Here is a 20,442-nt window from a genome sequence, read left to right as displayed (position 1 = left end):
GAGGCGTCTCCGTTGTTGAAACGGGGCCTGCCCTATTCGGATCAACACTGGAGAAAAAATTGGCCGCAGAGCCGCCCGTCATATCTGGAGACAAGGCCGAAGCCGCCGCTGCAAAACCGCTGCGCGCCGACGCGCAGCGCAACCGCGACGCACTGGTCGAGGTCGCGGCGAAAGCCTTTGCCGCGCATGGCGTCGATGCCTCGCTGGAGGAGATTGCGCGTCAGGCCGGCGTCGGCATCGGCACGCTCTACCGGCATTTCCCAACGCGCGAGCATCTGGTCGAGGTGGTTTATCGGCGCGAAGTGGAAGGACTGTGCCAGGCGGCCGACGAACTCGCCCACGATCATGTGCCCGACGTCGCGCTCGAACAATGGATGCAGCGCTTCGTCGACTACATCGCCACCAAGCGCGGGCTGTCGACAAGCCTGCGCATCCTGCTCACAACCAACTCCACCCTGTTCTCCGACGTTTCGGGCAGGGTGACGCTGGCTTTGCGGCGGCTGATCGATGCCGCGGTCGCCAACGGCTCGATCCGCAGCGACGTCGATGCCTCCGACGTGCTGCATGCGCTGGGCGGCATCTATTCGGCCCCGGACACCAAGGACTGGCGCGACCGCTCGCGCCGATTGGTGTCGCTGCTGATGGATGGGCTGCGGTTTGGAGCGGCCAAATCCGGCCCATCCAGGGAATGACGAATGCAATGACTGCCCTTATTTCAGCGAGATGCTCATACCGCTGAGATCGGCGTTGACTTGCAGACCTACCTGCCTGCCTGTGAGTTCGAGTTGGGCACCCTTGTCATTGGTCATGACGATCACCTGGGCTCCTTTGCCAAGCGCGCCGCCACCGCCCGCTGCACCGTACACCCCCGTCACATCCCGGGCGCGGCGTATGTGGCGCACGGTACCTTTGAAATAGGTCTTGGAGGCGCCGAAGGCGAGGCCGCCCGAGATGCCGCCGACCGAGATGGGATATCGGCGACCATGGAAGGTCAGTGTGCCCTCGCCTCCGGAGCCGCCGATGAAAAAGGCCGCCTTGTAGATGGCGAAGCGGATCGTACCGCTGTCGGCATGCGCGACGCTGGCAAAGCTAACTGCCGCGGCGGCGATGACGGCAACCGCGACTGAACGAAATCTGGACGAAATCTTCATGATGAGAACTCCTCAAGATCGCCGCATGCCCAGCCGACCGGGCACATCGGCGTCGTATCAAAGTCATAGCTGAACAGTCTCGCCCGTCATTGGTTCCAAGCACGCGGCCTGAATTCGGCTGCGAGAAGACCGCTACGAAACGAGGCGGACGGCGAGCATAGACCTGGCTGTAAGAACAGCGGCCGAATGGTGGGAATCCTTCGCCGGCGCTCCTATGAAAACGTAGGTGTTGAAGCCGAACGGTATTAGTCTGCGCTGTCTGGGGTTTCGGGAGCGCGGCAAAGAATGGATTTGAACTCTGGCTACGGCTACCTGCTGATCGGCGGCCTGATCCTGGTCGGTGCCGGGCTCCTGGTCGTTTCGCTGATCGTCAATCTCCGTGTGGCGCACAGTGTGCGTGACGACGTACGCCATCGTGAAAAGCTGCTGGAATATTATCGCAACATCTTTTCGCAGCTGGGCGTGATCCTGATCGGCATTGGCGTGTCCCTGTTCATCTTCTTTTTCCAGCAGAACTATCAGGACCAGCGTAAACGCGAAACGGAGCTCCAGCAGGTTCTCGCCAAACTGGCGGCGCGTATTGCCCGCGGCGGCGCCGTCGTGGAGGCCCTTGGCGAATTCGATGCGCTGCTGGATGATGGCGGCGCCTATGTCAGTCCGGAACTCGGCGGCAACAATGCCGCGGTCAGCGCCCACGGGACGGCGCTCGCCAAGCAGGTTTCGCAGATCCTTCTGGTCGAACGCGACGTCGATGTTCAGGGGTTCGATACCCTGAATTTATCACGCGATTTCGAAGCATCGTTCGTCGTCAACGAGCTCAACCCAACGCTATGGTTCAACATCGTCCGGGACGAGAGCGACATCAAATATGCCACCACTCAGATCGCCCTGGATTACAAGGACCTGCAGGATGCGATCGGCGGCGAGGCGATCGAGGTTGCGATCGCCAATCCCGAAAAGGAGCGGAAGATCAAGCAGGAGGTGCTCGACATTTTTTATGATGCCGACCTCCTGCGCCAGCGCAGCAGGCGGTTTCTCGGCCGCGCATGCTGGCTGTTCAGCAAGGGGCGCGGTTTCGTCAAGCTTGCACCGGCCAATGAGATCGAAGCCGATGCCAGGTCGCACCAAGAATGGATCGACCGGTCGAAACCCTTCCTGACGCAAGCGACGCCGGGCAGCGGCGATTGCTTCAAATTGCTCCAGTTCGGCCCGGCATCCTGAACCGGCAAAGGCTCGCCCGCCCCGCGACGGCTAATCACCCTCGCGCTGCAGCGTGCCGAGATGATTGTCGTTGAGAAACTCGATGGTCACGGCCGACGCCTTGCCGTCGGGGTCGATGACAAAGCTGACGGCCGAGGGCCTGTCCGGCATCTCGGCATCGGGGAAGGTCACGAAGAGGTCGCGGTCGAAATGCTTCAGTGGATAGGACCGCGCACCGGCGGGCCCGACCTTGAGGACAAGAGCCTCTCCTTCGCCCGACACAATAGCATCGCCGATGAAGTCGTTGAAGTAACGGCCGGCATAGGCACTGGCTGGCCCGGCCGGACTTGCCGGAGAGGGCGGCACGGCATAGGTGGCCTTGGCCGCCGCAATCACCGGCCCGAACATGCCTGCATAGATATCATTCCATGCCTTTACCTTATCTTTCCCCAGCGTTCCGTCGAAGACGAGATCGGCGAAGCTGTCGGACAGTCCCTCCGGCACGCCTGTCGGAAAGGCGTTGGCGATGACGACGATGCCAAGCTTCTCCTCGGGGAAGAGCATCACCAGACTGCGTGCGCCGGTGCTGAAGGCGCCCGCATGACCCCAGACCAGCCCGTGCCGGCCGAATTCGACATTCCAGCCGAGGCCGTAGAAGGCCTCGCCTCCGGAGACGGGGTTCTTGCCGCGAACCATCAAGGGAATATGTGTCTGGTCCAGCGCATCGGCGGCAATGAGTCTCTTGCCGGCGTAGGCCCCGTTGCCGAGCACAAGGCGCATCCATTGAGAGAGATCGCGTGCGGTGGAACTGACGCCGCCTGCTGGCGCCTGCGCATCCGGATAGCGCTGGACCTTCGCGGCCCAGGCGCCATCGATCTTGGCGTGGAGTTCGGCGCGGTTGGCGTGCTTGATGAAGTCCGAATGACGCGAACTGGTCGAGGCCATTCCAAGCGGACGATAGAGCTTCTCTTCGGCGACCTCTTCCCAGGGCTTGCCCGTCGGCTTCGCGGCGGCGACGGCACCCTCGGTCAGTCCGAAATTACTGTAGGAATAGCCGGCACGAAAGCTCGACGACGGCGACACGAACCGCAGGCGGCGCAGGATCTCCCCGCGGTCATAGCCAATGTCCTCGAGGTCGTCGCCCGCCGTGCCGGGAAGCCCGCTGCGGTGCGCAAACAGGTCGCGGACCGTGAGTTCGCTGGTCGGATAGGGCTCGGCGAGCCGGAAAGCCGGATCGAGGTCGGCGATCTTCGAATCCCAGGAAGCGACCCCGTTGCTGACCAGCGCCGCCACGACGGTGGCGGAGACCGGCTTGGAGAGGGAGGCGATCTGGAAGACCGTGTCCGCATCGACGGTCTCCGGTTTTCCGGCTTCGCGATGCCCGAACCCCTTGAGGAAGATCACCTCGTCGCCATGCACGACGCCGATGGCCAGACCGGGCACGCTACCATCCGCGACGACGCCTTCGGCAAGTAGTTCGAGCTTCGCAAGGGCCGCGGCGATCCTGTCGGGTGGGATGGTATCGGCCGACGCCGCTTTCGGCAAAAGCACCATGATAGCGATGAAGGCCAACATCCTCCAACGGAGGTGGTTCCGCTTTATGAATAGCCGCATGCTCAGCCCCCTCCGCTTCACCGGCGTGCACTATTGCAGGCCGACGCAGGGAAGGCCAGCCTCACGCTCGACCCGCCATCCATTGACGGATGTCGGTTTCGCACCAGTCGAAATTCAGACAGCCGCGCCTGAGCTAGGATGCCGCGCGCAGGCGAAGGCGCCGCCTGCTGGCGCGGGCCTTCTCCGCCACCGCAGCGGTGATCTCGACCACGCCGTCTTCACGCGGTCTGGCGTTGGTGACCTTGTGGAGCCGCTCATAGGGCAACAGTTCCTTGACCCGGGCTTGAAGCGACGCGACTTCGGCACGCAGATCCTCGCATTCCTGCCGCTGGACGTCGAACTGTATCTGTTCGGATGCCTGCTGCAGGGAAAGCTGCGAAAAATTCGCGCTGACCGCGGAAAGGTTCATCTTGTCGCTTTCGCTCTCCTTCATGAGAGCAGACAATTTTTCCTCGGCGATTTGCTTTTCGGCCACCGCGTCGCTCGCTTGAGCCTTGAGCCTGGCGATCTCGCTGACGGCTTCGCTGTTGTGGTTCGAGGCGGCTTCCAGTCGCGATCGGAGATCCTCGATCTCAGAACGCAAGCCGGTCATCTCCGCGACACCGCGTGCAAGTTCGGCTTCCCTGTCCCCGTCCCTGATGCGGGCCGCTTCCGTCATTTCCGACAGCTTGGCCTGCGCCATGTCGAGCGATTTCTGCAGCCGCATTTCCTCTTTCTCGCTCTTGCCAAGCGCGGCCAGCAGTTCCGAAACCTGTGCGGCGTCATTGGCGTGGACAGTCGAGAGTTCGTCCAGCCTGTGCCGGGCCTCGGCCTCCCGTTTCAGCGCCTTGTCGAGGTCGATCGACAGGCTAACATGTTTCTCCCGCAGCATCTCGTTCTCGCGCGAGCGTCTGTTGGCCTCGACCGCTCTGGCCGAGAGCGTTTTGACAAGCTCGCCGAACTCGGCCTCGCGTTTTGCGCTCGCATTGCCTGCCACGACGAGCTCCAGCCTTGCTGCAGCCAGCGCGCCGCGAAGTGCTTCCTTGTCCTCGACCAGGCTCGCCTCATGCTGCTGCAGCGCCTCGATAGCGCTGTCGCGCTCGCGCTGCTTTCTGGTTGCATCGTGGAGCTGTTCGGATAGTGCTCTTTGTTGCGCGGTCAAGCTGGTATTTGCCAGCTCCAATTCGTTGGCGCGAAGAATGTCGCCGTGGAGGAGTTTCAGGAATTCGCCTGTCAGATGATGCGAGGTCGCGATCTCCGACAGTTTCGCATGGATCTCCCCAAGATACTCCTGCGCGTCGTGAAAGAGCCCATCGACCGCACTTAAGGCAGCGAGCCGGGTTTGCGTGTGGGGCGTCAGCCGTCGCGCGGTCTCGAAGGCATCCGCATTGGCCTCAAGTTGCGAGCTGTCATCCATTGCCGCGAGATTCCCATCCGACACAGTCTCATCCGGGACAGTGACGTCGTTCAACGGCGACTGATCGTCCACGTTGAGACATTCGCTAAACGCATCCGCCAAATCGGTTTCGAGCTCCTTGAACGCCCTCTCCACAGTCTCGGCACGCTTGATCAAACCTTTGAAATTCATGACTGAATATCCCTCTCGTGCAGCGCCGTTAAGGAGCGAACATTCGCCTCCCCCGAATACGGGTTCACCCCTGACCGTGCGCTCTGGCCGACGCCACGCTAGGGACAGGCTCGGCCACTGTCCTCGTGTATTTGAATGACGCGCCTCGCGGCAGTCGCCGATGGCGCGATTCGTAGCGACGGCGACAGTTCCAACGAACGCGTTGGGCGGCATCTGCTCGGCCGCCGCAAAACCGTCGAAGCTCGACATGAACCGGTTATTTCGACGTCTGGCGGCATCGGTGCTTGATGCCGCCAATATTTCATTCCACACACCGGTCACGATGACGGACGAGATACGGGATCAGCGCCAGGTATTCAGGTGGGCCTTGCCTGCCTCCGCGGTTCTGCATTTGCTCGCCGCGGCGCTTCTGTTGTCCGCGCTGCCGGTGTCGCCCCCGCAGCCGCAGAAGGAGCAGGCCATCGGGGTGGATCTGGTGCCGCCGCCCAAACCATCGGAGAAAGCCAAACCTCCGCCTCCTGCGAAACCGCCCAAGCCCGAAAAGCCGCCGGAAGCAAAGATCGAGACGCCGGCGCATCCGGAAGCCGGCCCTCAGAGGCCTGTCTTCCAATTCGGCGAGAAGGACGCTGGTCCTCGCAAGTCTCTGGACGGCAACAGTGCGGAGGATGGTTCGGAACAACCGACGGCGCCGCAAGATCCCAATAAACAGGATCTTGCGCAGCCACCTGCCGTGACTGCGGTAGACAGCAAAGACCCGGCTCCGCCGCCTGGCGCATCCGCGCCGCCTAAGCCCAAGCGAGCGGCCAAGGTGCAAAAGCCGCTGAAGCTTGAAGAAGCGAAAAGATTGTTCTCGCAAACAGCAACCGGTGATCCAATCGCGACAACCGCCATGAGAAATGTGCCGCGCCCCGATCGGATCGGTCAGCTCTGCTTCTGGGAAGTGCGCGAACAGTTGCGCCATGCTTCGCCCCCCTACTTTCCTGACGTCTTGCGTCCCTTCAGGTTGAAGGCCGGCAATATCATGCAAGTCTCCAGGACCGAGTTCCGCGCCGGCGGGCAGTGGTACGCTCTGAGCTTTCGTTGCGAGGTCGATCCGGATGCGACGAAAGTCGTGTCGTTCGCCTTCCGTGTTGGAGATCCAGTGCCAGCGCCGCGGACTGCCCGCCAAATGGGTGGCCCAGACTGATCGAGGTCGGCTCGCCGGCCGCATCAAATCCACGACGCCGGCGAAGTCTTCGCGCCCCGGCACGCGTCGAGGTGGCTTTCGCCAGCGGCCGCCCCAGGGTGGGAAGAATGCTCGCCCGCCTTGGCAATCGCTGTGTCGAGGTTTAGCTTACGCTAAGCGAGGGTTCGATGACTTCAAGTTTTAATGTTCACCATGCTGCCGGCTATGAGCAGCTCATGGGCCGGTGGAGCCAAAAGCTCGCGCCGCTGTTCATCGACTTCGCGGGCCTTAAGGACGGCGAAAAGATCCTCGACGTCGGTTGTGGCACAGGCAGCCTGACCTTCGCGCTCGTCAAGGCCGCTGAACTCCGTGAGGTCGCCGCGATCGATTTTTCGGCCGTTTTCGTCGAGGAGGCAATCCGGCGCAACACCGACCCGCGGATAAAAATCCGCCAGGCGGATGCCTGCGCCCTGCCCTTTGAGGACGGCGCGTTTGACCGCGCCCTGGCGCTGCTCGTGCTCCATTTCGTGCCCGAAACCGGCAAGGCAGTCGCTGAGATGCGCCGCGTCGTGCGGCCGGGCGGCGTGGTCGCGGCGACCGTATGGGACCATCTCGGCGGCATGCCCGGAATGCGCATGATGATCGACACGGTGGCAGTGCTCAGCGAAGGCGGCCGCCAGCTGCGCGCCCGCTATTGCACCCAGCCGATGATGCAGCCGGGCGAAATGCAACGGACCTTTGTCGAACAGGGTGTCCGGGACGTTACGGAAACGCAGCTGATGATCCGCATGGACTACCAAAACTTCGACGACTACTGGGCGCCTATTGCCGCCGGCGAAGGGCCGCTCGGCAAGTATGTGGCCACGCTCTATCCAGAAGAGCGGGCGCGCACCGACGCCGCCATGCGCGACGCCTATCAGGCCGGCCGGCCCGACGGCCCGAGGTCCTTTGCCAATGTCGCCTGGGCCTGCCGCGGCGTCGTTGCCTGACATTGGCGCTAATGCATGCCGCGCAAAAGTGGGCAGCGGTTTTGCCGTAACGACATGCATAAAAAAGAACCTAAAGCACGTCGCATGAGGCCGATCGAGCGCGACGGCTTTAGCCAATCCCATAGACCAGCCCGACGCGGCCGTCCGACAGCTGCTCGACCTTGCGCAGTTCGAGCCCACGACGATTTTTCGCCGTCCCAAACAGCGCCTTTCCTTCACCGGCGAGCAGGGGATAGACGATCAGCCTGCGTTCATCGACCAGCCCGGCATCGATAAGGCTCGCGGTAATTTGGGCGCCGCCCATAAGGTAGATATCCTTGCCCGGCTGCTGCTTGAGGGCAGCGATGTCCTCAAAATTCCGCACGAAGCGCGTCTTTGGCCAGGCCGCCGAAGTCATTGTGTTCGACAGCACATAATGCGGGGTCTGGGCGGCGAAGCGGGCCCATTCGAGCTCGGCCGGCTTCGGCAATTTGCCGGTCATCGGCAGCGGCTTGTCGGGCTCGTTCTGGATGGCGCTCCAGTAGCGCTCGTAACCAGCATACATGACGCTGCCAAGGAGGCAGGCATCGATTTGCGGCGTCAGGCCGTATTCCTCGGACCACGCATCGACCCAATCGGCGTATCCCTCGGGTCCCTCCATCTTGCCGTCCACGGAAATTTTCATTCCAGTGATCAATTTACGCATGACTTCCTCCATCAGGCTTGCGGGATGCAAGCACGTTTCATCGGTTCATCGTTGCTTCGTATGGCTGGCGGCGACCTCAGGGATGGCCGCCGCGAGTTACATCAGGCCGGCAAGCGGCGGTCGTATTCTTCCCGCAGGCGGCTCCAGCCGTCCCAGAACGAGGTCGGTGTCTTGCCCGCCAGACGGGCGGCCAGCAGGTCGAGGTGTATGTGCCAGCCGGCAGTGATGTTGAGCTGGATTGCACGTTCCGGCAGCCGCCGATGGACGACGGTGAGCAGCACATCGCTACCCTTCGCCTCCAGCAAGAAGGAGACGCCGCCGGTGTTTCCCCAGGTGATCGAAAGCTTGCGCGGCGGATCGAGTTCGGTGATCCGGCCCTCCATCCGATGCTCTTCGGGGAAACCCGCGGGGCGCTGGCCAGGCGGGTCGGTCAGCTCGTCGTTGCGCCAGACGAACTCGAACGAGCTGCCGGCCTTCATTTCCATTTGGCCTGCGGCCATCCATTGCCGTCGCAAGTCACTCTCGGTGAGATAGGCCCAGACGCGCTCGATGGGGCCGGGCAAAAGGCGCTGGATGGTGAACGTGGCGGGCTCGGTCAGCTCGCCATAGGCGCCGATGGTTCTCATCTGGTTCATTGCTCGTCTCCTTCTTTCGGATTGGGCGATTTCCTGGGCTCATCCTGGGCTTTGCGTGCGTCCTCTTCGCGAAGAAGGCGTTCGAGAACATCGAGACGACCGGTCCAGAAGCGCTCGTAGAAGCCGAGCCACTGATGTGCGCTGGCCAGCGGTCCAGGGGCTAGTCGGCACAGATGCGTGCGGCCCCTCACCTCTCGACGAATAAGCCCTGCGTTCTCCAGCGCCTTGATGTGCTTGGAGGCGGCCGCAAGCGACATCACGAAGGGTTCCGCCAGCTGGCTTACCGTTTTCTCGCCATCGGCGAGATCGCGAAGCATGTGCCGGCGGGTGGCGTCGCCAAGGGCGTGAAAAACCGCGTCCATCTGAGATGTCTCTAATTCAACCATTTAGTTGAATATAGACGCGCGTTTTGAGATAGTCAACCGTTTGGTTGAATAATTTATGTGAAGCGCTGCGGGCCGTTTGCGCTCACGAGGACGTCGAGGTGACAGGGGATGCGGACGCGCGCTCGGGAGCAGTGGAGCGCAGGCTCTTACTTGCCGTCGAAGAAAGTGTGGATCGCGGTTTCCAGCTTTTCGATAAGCTGAGGGTTGTGGCAGCTGCCAGCCCAGATCAGGGCGTTCAGCCTCATCTCCTTGTTGATAAAGCTCACCTTCCCAGAATCCAGCAGGTATTCCGCGATCTCGTAGTGCCGCCCTTTGATCGCCTCGATGAGCGCGTTGTTTCTCCCCGTCTTGTCGGTCAGATTTACTTCCGCGCCATTCTGCACGAGCAACTTGACGACTTCCAGATGCCCGTTCTTCGCCGCCTCGATAAGAGCCGTTCTGCCGTAGTAGTCAGCTCGCGCGTTGATCTCTATTTGGGGGTGTCTCACGAGGACTGAGATACACGCGTAATGTCCCTTGGCCGACGCAAGACTCAAGGGCGTGCTCTTCCACTTGTTTCTGGAATTCACGTCGATTTCCGGGTCTTCGATCAGCGCCTCCACCACAGCTGTGCGGTCATTGAGGGCTGAAAGGTGAAGTGCAGACCAGCCGCCGTCGTCCGACTGATTGATATCGGCGCTAGCCGCCAATTCCGATCGAACCGCCTCCGCATCGCCTTTTTCTGCCGCGATCAGCAGGTGAGACCAGTCTCTGGCCCCTTCGGCTTCCAAGCTGTTGGTCAACGCAGTCGCCTCCTCGGATAGTCGGCAGAATACCACATTATCGGCAATAGTGGCGGCTCCTGTACTCGAGTCCAATGGGTCAAAAGCTGGAACGCTGTCGGCCCGAACGGACATCGAGATCAGCGCTTCACGTCCGTCTCCTCACATTCTCCTGATATCGACTGGCTTTGCCGGCCATCCGGACTAGATAGAGCCTGCGCCGGGCGGAACGATGCAGAAGGACCTGAACATGCCTGAACAGATTACCCTGAATAGACCTGAACAGATCAGATTGAACGACGGCTCCGCCATTCCGCAAATCGGCCTCGGCGTGTGGCAGGTCGATCCAGCCATCACCGCCAAGGTAGTGCGCTGGGGAATCGAGGCCGGCTACAGACTGATCGACACCGCCGAAGGCTATCAGAACGAGGAAGGTGTCGGGCAGGCAATCCGCTCGGCCGGCGTGCCGAGAAGCGAGTTGTTCATCACCTCGAAACTGCGCAACGGCGCGCATCAGCGCGACGCCGCCTTGCGCGCCTTCGACGAGACGATGAGCAAGCTCGGCATCGAGCAGATCGACCTGTTCCTGATCCACTGGCCGGTGCCCAGCCAGGACAGATATGTCGAAGCCTGGAAGACGCTGGTCGAACTCAGGCAATCAGGCCGGATCAAGTCGATCGGCGTTTCGAACTTCAACCAGGACCATCTCGAACGGATCATCGGCGAGACCGGTGTCACGCCGACCGTCAACCAGATCGAGCTCCACCCCCGCTTCCAGCAGCGTGACAAACGCGAATTTCATGACAGGCACAACATCCGCATCGAAAGCTGGAGCCCGCTGGGCAGCGGCCGGCTGTTGAACGATCCGACGCTTGAAAGCATTGCCAGGAAACACGGCAAGTCGCTGGCGCAGACGATCGTCAGGTGGCATCTTCAGGAAGGGCTGATCGTTATTCCAAAGTCGATCCACCAGGACCGCATCGCCGCCAATTTCGATGTCTTCGATTTCGAGCTGGAAGCGAAGGACCTCGAGCTCATTCGGGGCATGGATTCGCCCGACGGCCGCTCCGGCCCGAACCCCGCTACGGCCGCATTCCTGTTCTGAGGGCCGACAGTGAAGCTGCCGATCTCCCCCCTGGTGGGGGAGATGTCCGGCAGGACAGAGGGGGGCGCTGTCCCGCCGGCCTATTGAACTCTCCGGCTCATATCCCAACCCAGCGGGACCTCAGGCAGCCGGTTCACTGACGGAAAAAAGCTGCAGGCTGCCGGGAACACCTGCAAGCTCCATCTCGCCATGCTCTTCAAAAGCCAGGCCGGAACCGGCCACGAGATCACGAACCGTGCGCGACGCGATGATCTCGCCCGGTCCGGCAACGTCGAGCAGATGTGATGCCAGTTGAATTGCAACACCGGTGAAGTCGTCTCCGCGCCTTTCGCATTCGCCAATATGGACTGCCGCGCGAACCTGAAGGTCTAACCTCTTCATTCGACGACGGACCGCGATTGCACATTGGATCGCCCGCGTTGGTCGCAGAAATACCGCGAGAAACCCGTTTCCGGTGCGGCTGATTTCCTGACCGTTAGCAAGATGCAATTCGTTGCGTATCTCGTCGTCGTGTCGCTGCATCAGATCGCGCCGCGCCCGGTCGCTAGCGTTGACGGGAGCCGGCGGCAACCCGACGATTTCCATGTGCAGCACCGTCACAAGCACGCGCTCGCTCGACGTTGCCGGCAGCGAGCCGGTGACAAAAGCCTGGATCTCGTCGACCAAACGATCGGAATTCTCCCCCCAGATTACGTGATCACGGCCGGCAAGCTCAATGTATCTGGCGCCTTCGATATGCGTTGCCAGGTAGCGCCCCTCTTCCGGTTTTACCCAGCGGTCGCCCGCCGTCTGCACGATCAGTGTCGGGACGTGAACGGTTGGGAGAAGGGCGCGAACATCGATTTCAGTGCCCCAGCGCCAGAGCGCGACCGCGTCGGCAGGCGAGGCTGAATTCCTAAGATAGGCGGCGAACCATTCTCTCTCGAAACTGTCGTTCATCAGGCTGGGCGCGGCGTTGCTCATGTCCGCCGGCTCCCCCCACTGTCTCTCGACGGCGGTCAGATCTTCTTCTACCTGCTCGCTTGTCCTTGCCCATGGATAATCCGGCGACCATCGGCCGCTGGCATAGGTTCCGTTGAGCACGACAGCCGCTGTTCGTTCGGGATAGGTCGCCGCGAAAAGCATGCACATAGGCCCCCCTTCGGAGCTGCCGAACAGAACCGTTCGCTTTGATCCGACCGCATCCAACACCGCTCGCATGTCTTCCATCCGCTCTTCCAGCGTTGGCAAACCAACATTGCGATCGGACAGTCCGGTGCCTCGCTTGTCCATACGGATCAGGCGGGCAAAGGAACCGAGACGCTGGAGCATATGCGCCAGCCGCGGCGATGACCAGGCAAGGTCGAGATTGGAGACCCACCCAGGCACATAGATCAGGTCGACCGGCCCGTCGCCGGTTACCTGATAGGCGATGTTGATTCCGGCCGATTTGACATAGTGGGTCGCGGGGCGCATCGGCTCGGCCCGGGACGCCGGCCGCTCACCTGTTCGGGCTGCCGACGTTGGCGGTGTCTGGGAAGGCGACACCGAGGCGGCTATCCGGGTAGCGGCTTGCGGCGTCACGCGGCGCGTCCGCAGGTCATCATAGAGTTGCCGGGTCTCCGGCTCGGGCTGCAAGCGGAGCTGCAGTTGCAGCACATCACGGCAGCGCTCATACTGTTTCAGCGCGAGGTTAAAGCGGCCCTGGGCGGCATAGGTCCGCATCAGGGCTCGGTGGATATCCTCCCGTAAGGGCTCCAAAGCCAGCAGGCGCACCGCCGCCCGCAGGCATGATGGAAGATCATTCGTTGCCGAATAGTGCGCGACGAGCTTCTCCAGCACGATGGTTGCGATTGCCCTCAATCGCTCGCGCTCCACTCTGAGCCAATCTTCGAACGGCTCCTCCTTCAGGCCGAACCCGTCCAGGAGGTCGCCACGATAGACGACGAGCGCTTGCTCGAGTTGCTCCGGGTCGGAGCCGGCGGCCAGCGACTCGAACCGCGCGACGTCGAAATCAAGATCGTCGAGATTGAGCGTAATGCTGTCGCCGTCGCTCAGAAACCTTTCGCCATCGGATGCGCCCATTCCTTTCCTTATGGCGGATAGGGCCTGTCGAAGGTTCATTCGGGCCTGGGTTTGGCTGTTGCCGCCCCACAAAAGCGCGGCGAGCTTCTCGCGCGATTGGGAGTGTCCGGATTGCAGGGCGAGATAAGCCAGCATGGCGCGAGCCTTGCGGCTGAAAACCGGGGCCACCGCTCCTCCGGCAAAGTCAAAGCCGCCTAACAGACAGAGATGAGGGTGCGCCATCGGATCCGCCACAGCCACAGCTTCTTTGCGATCCTTTCCTGTACTTGCCTCTATTTCAACCGTCATTTCGCCCGGCCTGGTGTTTTTCACGAATCCTTCACGCTGGCTCCACCGCGTTTCTCACGACGCAGGGAAGACAAGTGTCGGGAGACTGGTATCTCAGGAGGACGCTGTGCTACCCCCGACGGAATGGCCCATCTGGCATGATGATTCAAGGCAGGACCCGCAGCCGCGCGGCGGGCCACTGCGCCACGACATTGCGCTCGCGCGCTATCTTGAGAACCAGCGGGCCCGCCGGGCGTCAATGATCCAGGGGTTCGATTTCCGGGCCGCCGCGGTCAGCTTGCGCGCACTTTTGGCGAATGCGGGTAGCCGTGGATATCGGCTCTTAGAGGTCCTGGGCATTCGGCCCTTTCATATCCCCGAGCCATCCACCAGCGGCACATCTTCGCCTTCCCACGGGCTCGGCATCGATCCCTTGCTGAGATTGGCCGACGGCAGCGGCATCCAGCACTTCAGTTCGGGTTCGGCATATTCGACGATGCGTCCTGGAGACGAATCGGAAGCGCGCCAGCCTTCGCTGCCGAACTGATCGGCGCGGGCCCAGTAGGCCATGTCGACCTCGGCCGGCCCCTGTTCGGAAGGCCGAACTGTGACAAGGATTCTGCTGCCGTCCCTTGGCGCGCTCGACATTTGGCGCCACTGATCGGGCTCGTCCATTGCACTTCCTCCTGCGATCTTCGCCTCGCCCGGATAGTCGCTTCGCGTTCGGAAGCGGTCAACCCGAACTTTTTTGCCTGGGGCAAAACCCTGCCCCGTCGTTGCGGAACAAGTCATGGCACGCCGGGTTTGGGCAAGTTGTTGAAGGAAGCAAAATGAGACCAGCGCCCCGACCGATCCTTAGCATTGTTGCATGGCAGGCCGCGCCTTTCGTTCCCCACCCGGTCCGATCGCAATGAGGCAGGCCGGTTCCGATCGTTCCACCCCACCGGAGGAGGGTAAAGGCGGCATAGGCCGCGCGCTCGGCCTCGGCCTGATAACAGGGGCGGCCGACGACGATTGTTCCGCAATAGGCACCTATGCCAGCGCCGGCGCCCGTTTCGGACCCGACCTGCTTTGGACGGCTCCGGTGACGTTGCCGATGATGTACGCGGTCGTCTACCTGTCGTCGAAGCTCGGTCAGGTATCCGGGCGCGGATTGTTCCACGTCATCAAGGACTTCTACCCGCGGTGGCTGCTCTGGTCGGTGCTCTTGGGTGTGCTCGTCGGCAACACCATCGAGGCAGCGGCGGATCTCGGTGGAATGGCCGCGGCGATCAACATATTCGTGCCGCTTCCCATTCCGCTGATCGTGCTGTTCGTCGCCGCCCTCATCTTCGCCCTCCAGGTCTTCGGCTCCTATACTTTGATCCGCAACATCTTTCGCTGGCTGGCGCTGGCGCTGCTCGCCTATGTCGGTGCCGCCATTCTGGCCAAGCCGGACGCCGCGGCGGTGCTGCGCGGGACGCTCCCCAGGATCGAATTCAACCGTGAGTTCCTGTCGATCCTGGTCGCCATCATCGGCACGACGCTGTCCGCCTATCTCTACACGTGGCAGTCCAATGAGGAGGTCGAGGAGGAGATTGCCCAGGGGCGGACAACGCTCAGGGAAAGGAAGGGCGCCACCGACAGCGAACTCCGTCGCTCTCGCCGGGACATCCTCATCGGCATGATGTTTTCAAATCTCATCATGTATTTCATCATCCTGTCGACGGGTGCTACGCTCTACAAGGCGGGCCACCACGATATCGACACGGCCGCGCAGGCGGCGGAGGCGCTGCGGCCGCTCGCCGGCCAGGCCGCAAGCGTTCTGTTCGCCGCAGGCGTGATTGGCGTCGGTTTCCTCGCGGTTCCTGTCATGACCACCGGCGCTGCCTATGATGTGGCGCAAGCCATCGGCTGGAAAAACAGCCTGCACGCCCGGGCTCGAGAGGCGCCCAAATTTTATCTCGCCATCGGATTTTTTACCGCGATCGCCGCTGGCCTGAACTTTCTCGGCTTCAATCCGATGAAGGCACTGGTCTGGTCCGGCATCGTTCAAGGCTTCTCGACACCGCCCTTGCTGCTGCTCATCATGCTGATGACGAACAACCGCAGGATCATGGGCGACCAGGTGAACAGCCGCAGCACCAACATACTCGGTTGGGCAACGACCTCCGCCATTTTCTCGGCGACGATCGGCCTGGTGGCAACCTGGTTCATGTGATCCGGCGGAAGCAAAGCGACGCCGCCGGTTGGATTACCCGTTCCCGCTTGCGGATTGTCCCAGCTTTGCCGGTCTTGGAAATTCCACAACGTCGCCCGTGGGCCGCTTGTATTGCGCCGCGACAATTGCATCGATCAGGAGATCCAGAGCCGCACGAGCCGTGCGGCTCGTCTCGTCCTCGCCGCTCAAATAATGGCAGGCTCGTTCGAGGTGGAGGTGTGCGGCGGCAAAGTCGCTTGTCATAGGCTTCTCCCTGTTGCCCGCCGGCCGGCAAGATGACCGCCTCGATTTACCCAAAAGCAAATATCCACAGCCGGATTTGAATCAAATTGGCCTGACTCGCCACATGCCGCGGACCCCACGCCAGCACCTTGGCCTGTGCCCGCGCCGCGTCCTCTCCGAGGGCCGCTAGGCCATCCAGGATCGTGGCATCAGGACATGGTTCCCCGACGTCGCGCCGGAGCGCCCGAGGGCGACTTGCCTGATATGTCCGGCCAGCTGTTCATGCGCTCTGTCCGACGCGCTGCGCTATCGCGGCTGCAGGCGCTGCAGCGATCTTTCAGCGCGGTACGGCGCGTTGAATGAACCAATTGCCGGCGATGTGCCGCAAACTCAGTTCGCTCACCGTCCTGCTTTTGAAATTTTCTCGCTCTTTTAATTCTACAAACTCTCTAGACTTAACATAGATCGCTTGAAGTGGAGCGCTTGAGAGGGAGCTAGGAATGTCGAAAAAGCTCGTGGTGGGGCTGTCGGGCAATTTGACCCGGCCATCGAAGACCAAGGCGTTCGTCAGCCACATTGTCGGACAGGCCGCCGAAAGCATTGGCGCGGCCTCGGCCGTCTTCGACATCGAGGATCTCGGCGCGTCCCTGCCGCAGGCGAGGCGCCTCGGCGACCTCGACCCGGCGGCGCGCAACATCGTCGAACGGCTGCTAGGCGCCGACATCCTGGTGGCCGGCTCGCCGACTTTCAAAGGCAGCTATACCGGGCTTTTCAAGCATTTCTTCGACCTGCTCGATCCGTCATCGCTGAGGGGCAAGCCCGTCATCCTCGCCGCGACCGGCGGCGGCGAGCGCCATTCGCTGATCGTCGAGTACCAGCTGCGGCCGCTGTTCGGCTTCTTCGAGGCGCTGACCGTGCCGACCGCGATCTACGCCTCCGACAAGGACTTTGCCAATGGCGTGCTGGTGTCGGACGCGATCCATGCCCGCGCCCGGCAGGCGGTCGCCGAGGCATGCCGGGTAACCGGAGTGCCCTATCGCGTCGGCCTTGCCGCCTGAACGCACTACTGACCCGAGATCCCCTCCCCGACCAATCCAGGAGCACGCCGCGATGACCAGATCCAAGAAATCCAGGCAGATCAAACTGGGCGCTTTCCTGCCCGGCGGCGGACAGCATATCGCCGCCTGGCGTCACCCCGAGGCGCCGGCCGACGGTGCCACCAATTTCGAGTTCCACAAGCAGCTTGCCCTGGCCGCCGAGCGCGGCCTGTTCGACGCCTATTTCCTCGCCGACAATCTGACGGTCGGGCTCGGCGCCCGCGAAGGCGGCAATGCCAAGATCGCCGGCTTCGAGCCAGTGACGCTGTTTGCAGCGCTGGCGCCGCTCACCACGCATCTCGGCTTCATCGCCACCGCCTCGACCACCTACGAGGAGCCCTACACGCTCGCCCGCAAATTCGCCTCGCTCGATCATCTGTCGAATGGCCGCGCCGGCTGGAACGTCGTCACCTCGGCCGGCGACGAAACCGCGCGCAATTTCAATCGTGATACCCAGCCTGCCCACGCCGAGCGCTATACCCGCGCGCATGAGCATGTCGAGACGGTCAAGGCGCTGTGGGACAGCTGGGAGGACGATGCCTTCATCCGCGACAAGAAATCGGGGCGCTTCTACGACAAGGACAAGCTCCACGACATCGACCACAAGGGCGCGCATTTCAGCGTCAAGGGTCCGCTCAACGTGCCGCGCCCTGTGCAGGGGCACCCGGTGGTGGTGCAGGCGGGGCAATCGGAGGACGGCCGCAAGCTCGCCGCCCACTCGGCGGAAGTCATCTTCACCGCCCATCAGAACCTGGCGTCGGCGCAGGAATTCTACCGCGACATCAAGGCCCGCGTGGCGGCCGTCGGCCGCGATCCCGAGCAGGTGCTGATCATGCCCGGCGTAGCACCCTTCGTCGGCCGTACCGAAGAAGAAGCGCGCGCCAAATACCAGCAGCTGAACGATCTCATCCTGCCCGAAGACGGCGTCGCCCTGCTCAACGGGCTGGCAGGCCAGACGCTCGACATCAGGGGCTATCCGCTCGACGGCCCGCTGCCGCCGAGCAAGGAAACCGAAGGCATGAAGAGCCGCCAGGCGCTGATCCGCCAGATTGCCGACGAGCACAACTTCACCATCCGCCAGCTCTACCAATGGGTGGCGACGGCCCGCGGCCATTACACCGTCATCGGCAGCGCAGTGCAGGTCGCCGACCAGTTGGAGGAATGGTTCGGCAACGAAGCCGCCGACGGCTTCAACATCCTGCCGCCCTGGCTGCCCGGCGGGCTCGACGACTTCGTCGAGCTGGTGATCCCCGAACTGCAGCGCCGCGGCCTGTTCCGCACCGCCTATGAAGGCAGGACGCTGCGCGAGAACCTCGGCCTCAGGCGGCCTGAAAACCCGTGGACCGCCGCCCGCTCGGCCGTGCTGGCCGCCGAATAATCCCGAGAAGCCCACTACCCTCGAAGCGAGAGGCAAGACGATGACCTTGCAGCACATCGAACAGGCCGCCAGCCTCGGCACGCGTGACGGCACGACAAGCCTGGGCACGGACTTCCTGCGCCTCGGCGGCCGGGCAGGCATCCGCTTCCTGTCGCGCTACGGCGCCCTCATCGCTTTCCTCGCAATCTGGCAAGTGTCGAGCAGCGCCGGGTGGGTCAACACGGCCGTGCTGCCGCCGATCGACATGATTGTCGCGGCACTTTGGAAGGGGTTGGCCGGCGGCACTCTGCTCGGTGACATCGCCATCAGCCTGCAGCGCGCCGGTCTCGCCTTCGCGGCCGCCGTGCTGGTCGCCATCCCGCTTGGCCTGTTCATGGGCCAGGTGCGCGCGGTCGAGACCGCGCTCGATCCCATCCTGCAGGTCTTCCGCCAGACCTCGGCGCTGGCGCTCTATCCCGTATTCATCCTGCTGCTTGGGCTCGGCGAAGCCTCCAAGGTGTTCGTCATCTTCTGGGCGACGCTGTTCCCGCTGCTGCTCAACACCATCGGCGGCGTCAAGCAGGTCGATCCGAAACTGCTGGAGATGGCCCGCGTCTATGGCGCCAGGCAGCTCACCGTCTTCCGCCGCGTCGTGCTGCCCGGTGCCGTGCCCTCGATCTTCGTTGGGCTGAGGCTCAGCGCCACCACGGCGCTGCTGCTGTTGATCGCCTCCGAAATGATCGGCGCCAATAAGGGCATCGGCTTCCAGGTGATGAACGCGCAGTACAATTTCCAGATCCCGCTGATGTTTGCGGCAATCGTCATCCTCGCCGGCCTCGGCCTGATCGCCAACCAGGCGCTGGTCAGCCTGCAGCGGCGGCTCTGCCGCTGGAGCAATGCCGTCGACTGACCACCCCTTCGCCATCTCCCAACCAGGCCAAGCCAGGCCAGAACCAAGGAAGACCGGACCATGAAAATCACTCGCCGTTCCCTGCTTGCCGGCGCGCCCTTTGCCGCCGGCCTTCTCGCCGCCGGCCTGCCGCGCCTCGCCTTTGCCGAAGCGGCACCCGTCAAGTTCCGCTCCCTCGCCAGCCGCGGCAGCATCTCTCCGCATGAGCTTGCCGGCGAGCTCGGCTATTTCAAAGGCCTCGGTATCGAGGTCGAGAATGTCGGCTATTCCGGCGGCGGCCCGGAATCGCTGTTTGCGCTGGCCTCCGGGAGCGTCGATATCGGCTCGGCCGCAACCGCCGCCGTGATCAATTCGATCTCCGGCGGCAACGACTTCGTCGCCGCCTATCCGAGCAACGGCATCAACGGCAAGGTGCGAAGCGTCTTCTACGTGCTCGACGACAGCCCGATCAAATCGATCGCCGACATTGCCGGCAAGACAATCGCCGTCAACACGCTCGGCGCCCATCTCGACTACACCGTGCGCGAGGCGCTGCACAGCGTCGGCCTGTCGCCGGACGCCGCCAATCTCGTCGTCGTGCCCGGACCGCAACTCGAACAGACCTTGCGCTCCCGCCAGGTCGACATCGCGGCGCTCGGCTACTGGCAGGCGACCTTTGCCGGCGCGCTGGTCGACAATGGCGGCGTGCGTGGCGTGTTCAACGACACCGACGTGCTGGGCGAACTGGCCGGCGGCTTCGTCGTGCTCAGGCGCGACTTCATCGCCGCGCATCCCGACGCCGCCCGCAATTTCGTCGAGCAATCGGCGCGCGCCTCCGACTGGTCGCTGCAGAACCCCGACGAAGCGCGCAAGGTGCTCGCGACAATCCTCGACAAGCGCGGCGAAAACGGCGAGCTGGCGCGCTACTGGACCGGCTTCGGGCTGCGCCAGGGGGCCAAGGCGACGGACCGCGACATCGACTTCTGGGTCAGCGTGCTCGAGCGCGACGGTCGCCTGCCAAAGGGTAAGCTGAAGGCAACAGACATCCTCTACCGGCCCGGCGAAACCAAGACCAACTGACAAGGCCA

Annotated in this window: 19 protein-coding genes; 10 read left to right on the top strand and 9 right to left on the bottom strand. The window is 62.7% G+C overall.

Annotated elements, in window-relative coordinates:
* Positions 1–59: 59 nt before the first annotated feature.
* Entirely contained in the window at positions 60–692 is a 633-nt protein-coding gene (locus NKI50_RS08685) for a TetR/AcrR family transcriptional regulator (RefSeq protein WP_023722352.1), read from the top strand.
* Positions 693–710: 18 nt separating this feature from the next.
* On the opposite strand, the gene NKI50_RS08680 is transcribed toward NKI50_RS08685, so the two are convergent.
* Positions 711–1,151 (bottom strand): lipid-binding SYLF domain-containing protein, encoded by a 441-nt coding sequence (locus tag NKI50_RS08680; RefSeq protein WP_023677323.1) that lies wholly within the window; start codon positions 1,149–1,151, stop codon positions 711–713.
* Between the two features lie 285 nt (positions 1,152–1,436).
* Between NKI50_RS08680 and NKI50_RS08675 the strand changes: the two genes are divergently transcribed.
* A complete protein-coding gene (locus NKI50_RS08675) occupies positions 1,437–2,372 on the top strand; it encodes a hypothetical protein (protein ID WP_023722353.1) in 936 nt (311 codons plus the stop codon).
* 30 nt (positions 2,373–2,402) lie between these two features.
* Here NKI50_RS08675 and NKI50_RS08670 read toward each other — a convergent pair whose 3' ends face one another.
* Both NKI50_RS08670 and NKI50_RS08665 read right to left on the bottom strand, forming a co-directional pair.
* Positions 2,403–3,926: a serine hydrolase gene (locus NKI50_RS08670; RefSeq protein ID WP_023722354.1), complete on the bottom strand. Its 1,524-nt coding sequence runs from the start codon at positions 3,924–3,926 to the stop codon at positions 2,403–2,405.
* Positions 3,927–4,098: 172 nt separating this feature from the next.
* Positions 4,099–5,532 carry a coiled-coil domain-containing protein gene (locus NKI50_RS08665; protein ID WP_352481675.1) on the bottom strand — a complete coding sequence of 478 codons (1,434 nt, stop codon included), beginning with the start codon at positions 5,530–5,532 and terminating at the stop codon, positions 4,099–4,101.
* Positions 5,533–5,692: 160 nt separating this feature from the next.
* Between NKI50_RS08665 and NKI50_RS08660 the strand changes: the two genes are divergently transcribed.
* Positions 5,693–6,718, top strand: coding sequence for a DUF930 domain-containing protein (locus NKI50_RS08660; RefSeq protein WP_352640982.1), 1,026 nt, complete (start codon positions 5,693–5,695; stop codon positions 6,716–6,718).
* Between the two features lie 167 nt (positions 6,719–6,885).
* Positions 6,886–7,686: a class I SAM-dependent methyltransferase gene (locus NKI50_RS08655; RefSeq protein ID WP_352716215.1), complete on the top strand. Its 801-nt coding sequence runs from the start codon at positions 6,886–6,888 to the stop codon at positions 7,684–7,686.
* A 109-nt stretch (positions 7,687–7,795) separates the two neighbouring features.
* Here the strand turns inward: NKI50_RS08655 and NKI50_RS08650 are convergent, their stop codons facing one another.
* From NKI50_RS08650 to NKI50_RS08635, 4 genes are all read right to left on the bottom strand, one after another.
* Complete coding sequence (locus tag NKI50_RS08650; protein ID WP_352716212.1) at positions 7,796–8,371, bottom strand: dihydrofolate reductase family protein; 576 nt, start codon at positions 8,369–8,371, stop codon at positions 7,796–7,798.
* Positions 8,372–8,472: 101 nt separating this feature from the next.
* Positions 8,473–9,006 carry an SRPBCC family protein gene (locus NKI50_RS08645; protein WP_352592691.1) on the bottom strand — a complete coding sequence of 178 codons (534 nt, stop codon included), beginning with the start codon at positions 9,004–9,006 and terminating at the stop codon, positions 8,473–8,475.
* A complete protein-coding gene (locus NKI50_RS08640) occupies positions 9,003–9,392 on the bottom strand; it encodes an ArsR/SmtB family transcription factor (RefSeq protein ID WP_352640984.1) in 390 nt (129 codons plus the stop codon). The genes NKI50_RS08645 and NKI50_RS08640 overlap by 4 nt, the downstream gene beginning before the upstream one ends.
* Before the next feature lie 146 nt (positions 9,393–9,538).
* Positions 9,539–10,174: an ankyrin repeat domain-containing protein gene (locus NKI50_RS08635; protein ID WP_352640986.1), complete on the bottom strand. Its 636-nt coding sequence runs from the start codon at positions 10,172–10,174 to the stop codon at positions 9,539–9,541.
* Positions 10,175–10,403: 229 nt separating this feature from the next.
* On the opposite strand from NKI50_RS08635, the gene NKI50_RS08630 reads away from it, so the two are divergent.
* On the top strand, positions 10,404–11,258 hold the full coding sequence (locus tag NKI50_RS08630) for an aldo/keto reductase (RefSeq protein ID WP_031195088.1): 855 nt from the start codon (positions 10,404–10,406) through the stop codon (positions 11,256–11,258).
* Between the two features lie 120 nt (positions 11,259–11,378).
* Here the strand turns inward: NKI50_RS08630 and NKI50_RS08625 are convergent, their stop codons facing one another.
* Positions 11,379–13,634, bottom strand: a complete 2,256-nt coding sequence (locus NKI50_RS08625; RefSeq protein WP_352481681.1) for an alpha/beta fold hydrolase — start codon at positions 13,632–13,634, stop codon at positions 11,379–11,381.
* 324 nt (positions 13,635–13,958) lie between these two features.
* Positions 13,959–14,264 carry a hypothetical protein gene (locus NKI50_RS08620; RefSeq protein ID WP_352640988.1) on the bottom strand — a complete coding sequence of 102 codons (306 nt, stop codon included), beginning with the start codon at positions 14,262–14,264 and terminating at the stop codon, positions 13,959–13,961.
* A gap of 235 nt (positions 14,265–14,499) precedes the next feature.
* Here NKI50_RS08620 and NKI50_RS08615 point away from each other — a divergent pair, with 235 nt between their 5' ends.
* The 5 genes from NKI50_RS08615 to NKI50_RS08595 all read left to right on the top strand — a co-directional run bounded on the left by NKI50_RS08615 (position 14,500) and on the right by NKI50_RS08595 (position 20,434).
* On the top strand, positions 14,500–15,789 hold the full coding sequence (locus NKI50_RS08615; RefSeq protein ID WP_352640990.1) for an Nramp family divalent metal transporter: 1,290 nt from the start codon (positions 14,500–14,502) through the stop codon (positions 15,787–15,789).
* 722 nt (positions 15,790–16,511) lie between these two features.
* Positions 16,512–17,069 (top strand): FMN reductase, encoded by a 558-nt coding sequence (gene msuE, locus NKI50_RS08610; RefSeq protein ID WP_352640992.1) that lies wholly within the window; start codon positions 16,512–16,514, stop codon positions 17,067–17,069.
* Between the two features lie 52 nt (positions 17,070–17,121).
* Positions 17,122–18,486, top strand: a complete 1,365-nt coding sequence (locus NKI50_RS08605) for an LLM class flavin-dependent oxidoreductase (protein WP_352716205.1) — start codon at positions 17,122–17,124, stop codon at positions 18,484–18,486.
* A gap of 40 nt (positions 18,487–18,526) precedes the next feature.
* Positions 18,527–19,375, top strand: a complete 849-nt coding sequence (locus NKI50_RS08600) for an ABC transporter permease (RefSeq protein WP_023722371.1) — start codon at positions 18,527–18,529, stop codon at positions 19,373–19,375.
* A 60-nt stretch (positions 19,376–19,435) separates the two neighbouring features.
* On the top strand, positions 19,436–20,434 hold the full coding sequence (locus NKI50_RS08595; RefSeq protein ID WP_023722372.1) for an ABC transporter substrate-binding protein: 999 nt from the start codon (positions 19,436–19,438) through the stop codon (positions 20,432–20,434).
* Positions 20,435–20,442: the final 8 nt, after the last annotated feature.

Origin of the sequence: Mesorhizobium sp. M0563, assembly GCF_040321065.1 — a bacterium.
Lineage (GTDB): Bacteria > Pseudomonadota > Alphaproteobacteria > Rhizobiales > Rhizobiaceae > Mesorhizobium.
This window is presented reverse-complemented; position numbering and strand designations above follow the sequence as displayed.

What these genes read in the sequence shown, in the direction of transcription:
- NKI50_RS08605 (WP_352716205.1), top strand. Translation starts at nt 17,122, where the DNA reads ATGACCAGATCCAAGAAATCCAGGCAGATCAAACTGGGCGCTTTCCTG.
- NKI50_RS08615 (WP_352640990.1), top strand. Translation starts at nt 14,500, where the DNA reads ATGAGGCAGGCCGGTTCCGATCGTTCCACCCCACCGGAGGAGGGTAAA.
- NKI50_RS08675 (WP_023722353.1), top strand. Translation starts at nt 1,437, where the DNA reads ATGGATTTGAACTCTGGCTACGGCTACCTGCTGATCGGCGGCCTGATC.
- NKI50_RS08620 (WP_352640988.1), bottom strand. Translation starts at nt 14,264, where the DNA reads ATGGACGAGCCCGATCAGTGGCGCCAAATGTCGAGCGCGCCAAGGGAC.
- NKI50_RS08680 (WP_023677323.1), bottom strand. Translation starts at nt 1,151, where the DNA reads ATGAAGATTTCGTCCAGATTTCGTTCAGTCGCGGTTGCCGTCATCGCC.
- NKI50_RS08660 (WP_352640982.1), top strand. Translation starts at nt 5,693, where the DNA reads ATGGCGCGATTCGTAGCGACGGCGACAGTTCCAACGAACGCGTTGGGC.
- NKI50_RS08630 (WP_031195088.1), top strand. Translation starts at nt 10,404, where the DNA reads ATGCCTGAACAGATTACCCTGAATAGACCTGAACAGATCAGATTGAAC.
- NKI50_RS08670 (WP_023722354.1), bottom strand. Translation starts at nt 3,926, where the DNA reads ATGTTGGCCTTCATCGCTATCATGGTGCTTTTGCCGAAAGCGGCGTCG.
- NKI50_RS08655 (WP_352716215.1), top strand. Translation starts at nt 6,886, where the DNA reads ATGACTTCAAGTTTTAATGTTCACCATGCTGCCGGCTATGAGCAGCTC.
- NKI50_RS08640 (WP_352640984.1), bottom strand. Translation starts at nt 9,392, where the DNA reads ATGGTTGAATTAGAGACATCTCAGATGGACGCGGTTTTTCACGCCCTT.
- NKI50_RS08645 (WP_352592691.1), bottom strand. Translation starts at nt 9,006, where the DNA reads ATGAACCAGATGAGAACCATCGGCGCCTATGGCGAGCTGACCGAGCCC.
- NKI50_RS08595 (WP_023722372.1), top strand. Translation starts at nt 19,436, where the DNA reads ATGAAAATCACTCGCCGTTCCCTGCTTGCCGGCGCGCCCTTTGCCGCC.
- NKI50_RS08600 (WP_023722371.1), top strand. Translation starts at nt 18,527, where the DNA reads ATGACCTTGCAGCACATCGAACAGGCCGCCAGCCTCGGCACGCGTGAC.
- NKI50_RS08665 (WP_352481675.1), bottom strand. Translation starts at nt 5,532, where the DNA reads ATGAATTTCAAAGGTTTGATCAAGCGTGCCGAGACTGTGGAGAGGGCG.
- msuE (WP_352640992.1), top strand. Translation starts at nt 16,512, where the DNA reads ATGTCGAAAAAGCTCGTGGTGGGGCTGTCGGGCAATTTGACCCGGCCA.
- NKI50_RS08650 (WP_352716212.1), bottom strand. Translation starts at nt 8,371, where the DNA reads ATGCGTAAATTGATCACTGGAATGAAAATTTCCGTGGACGGCAAGATG.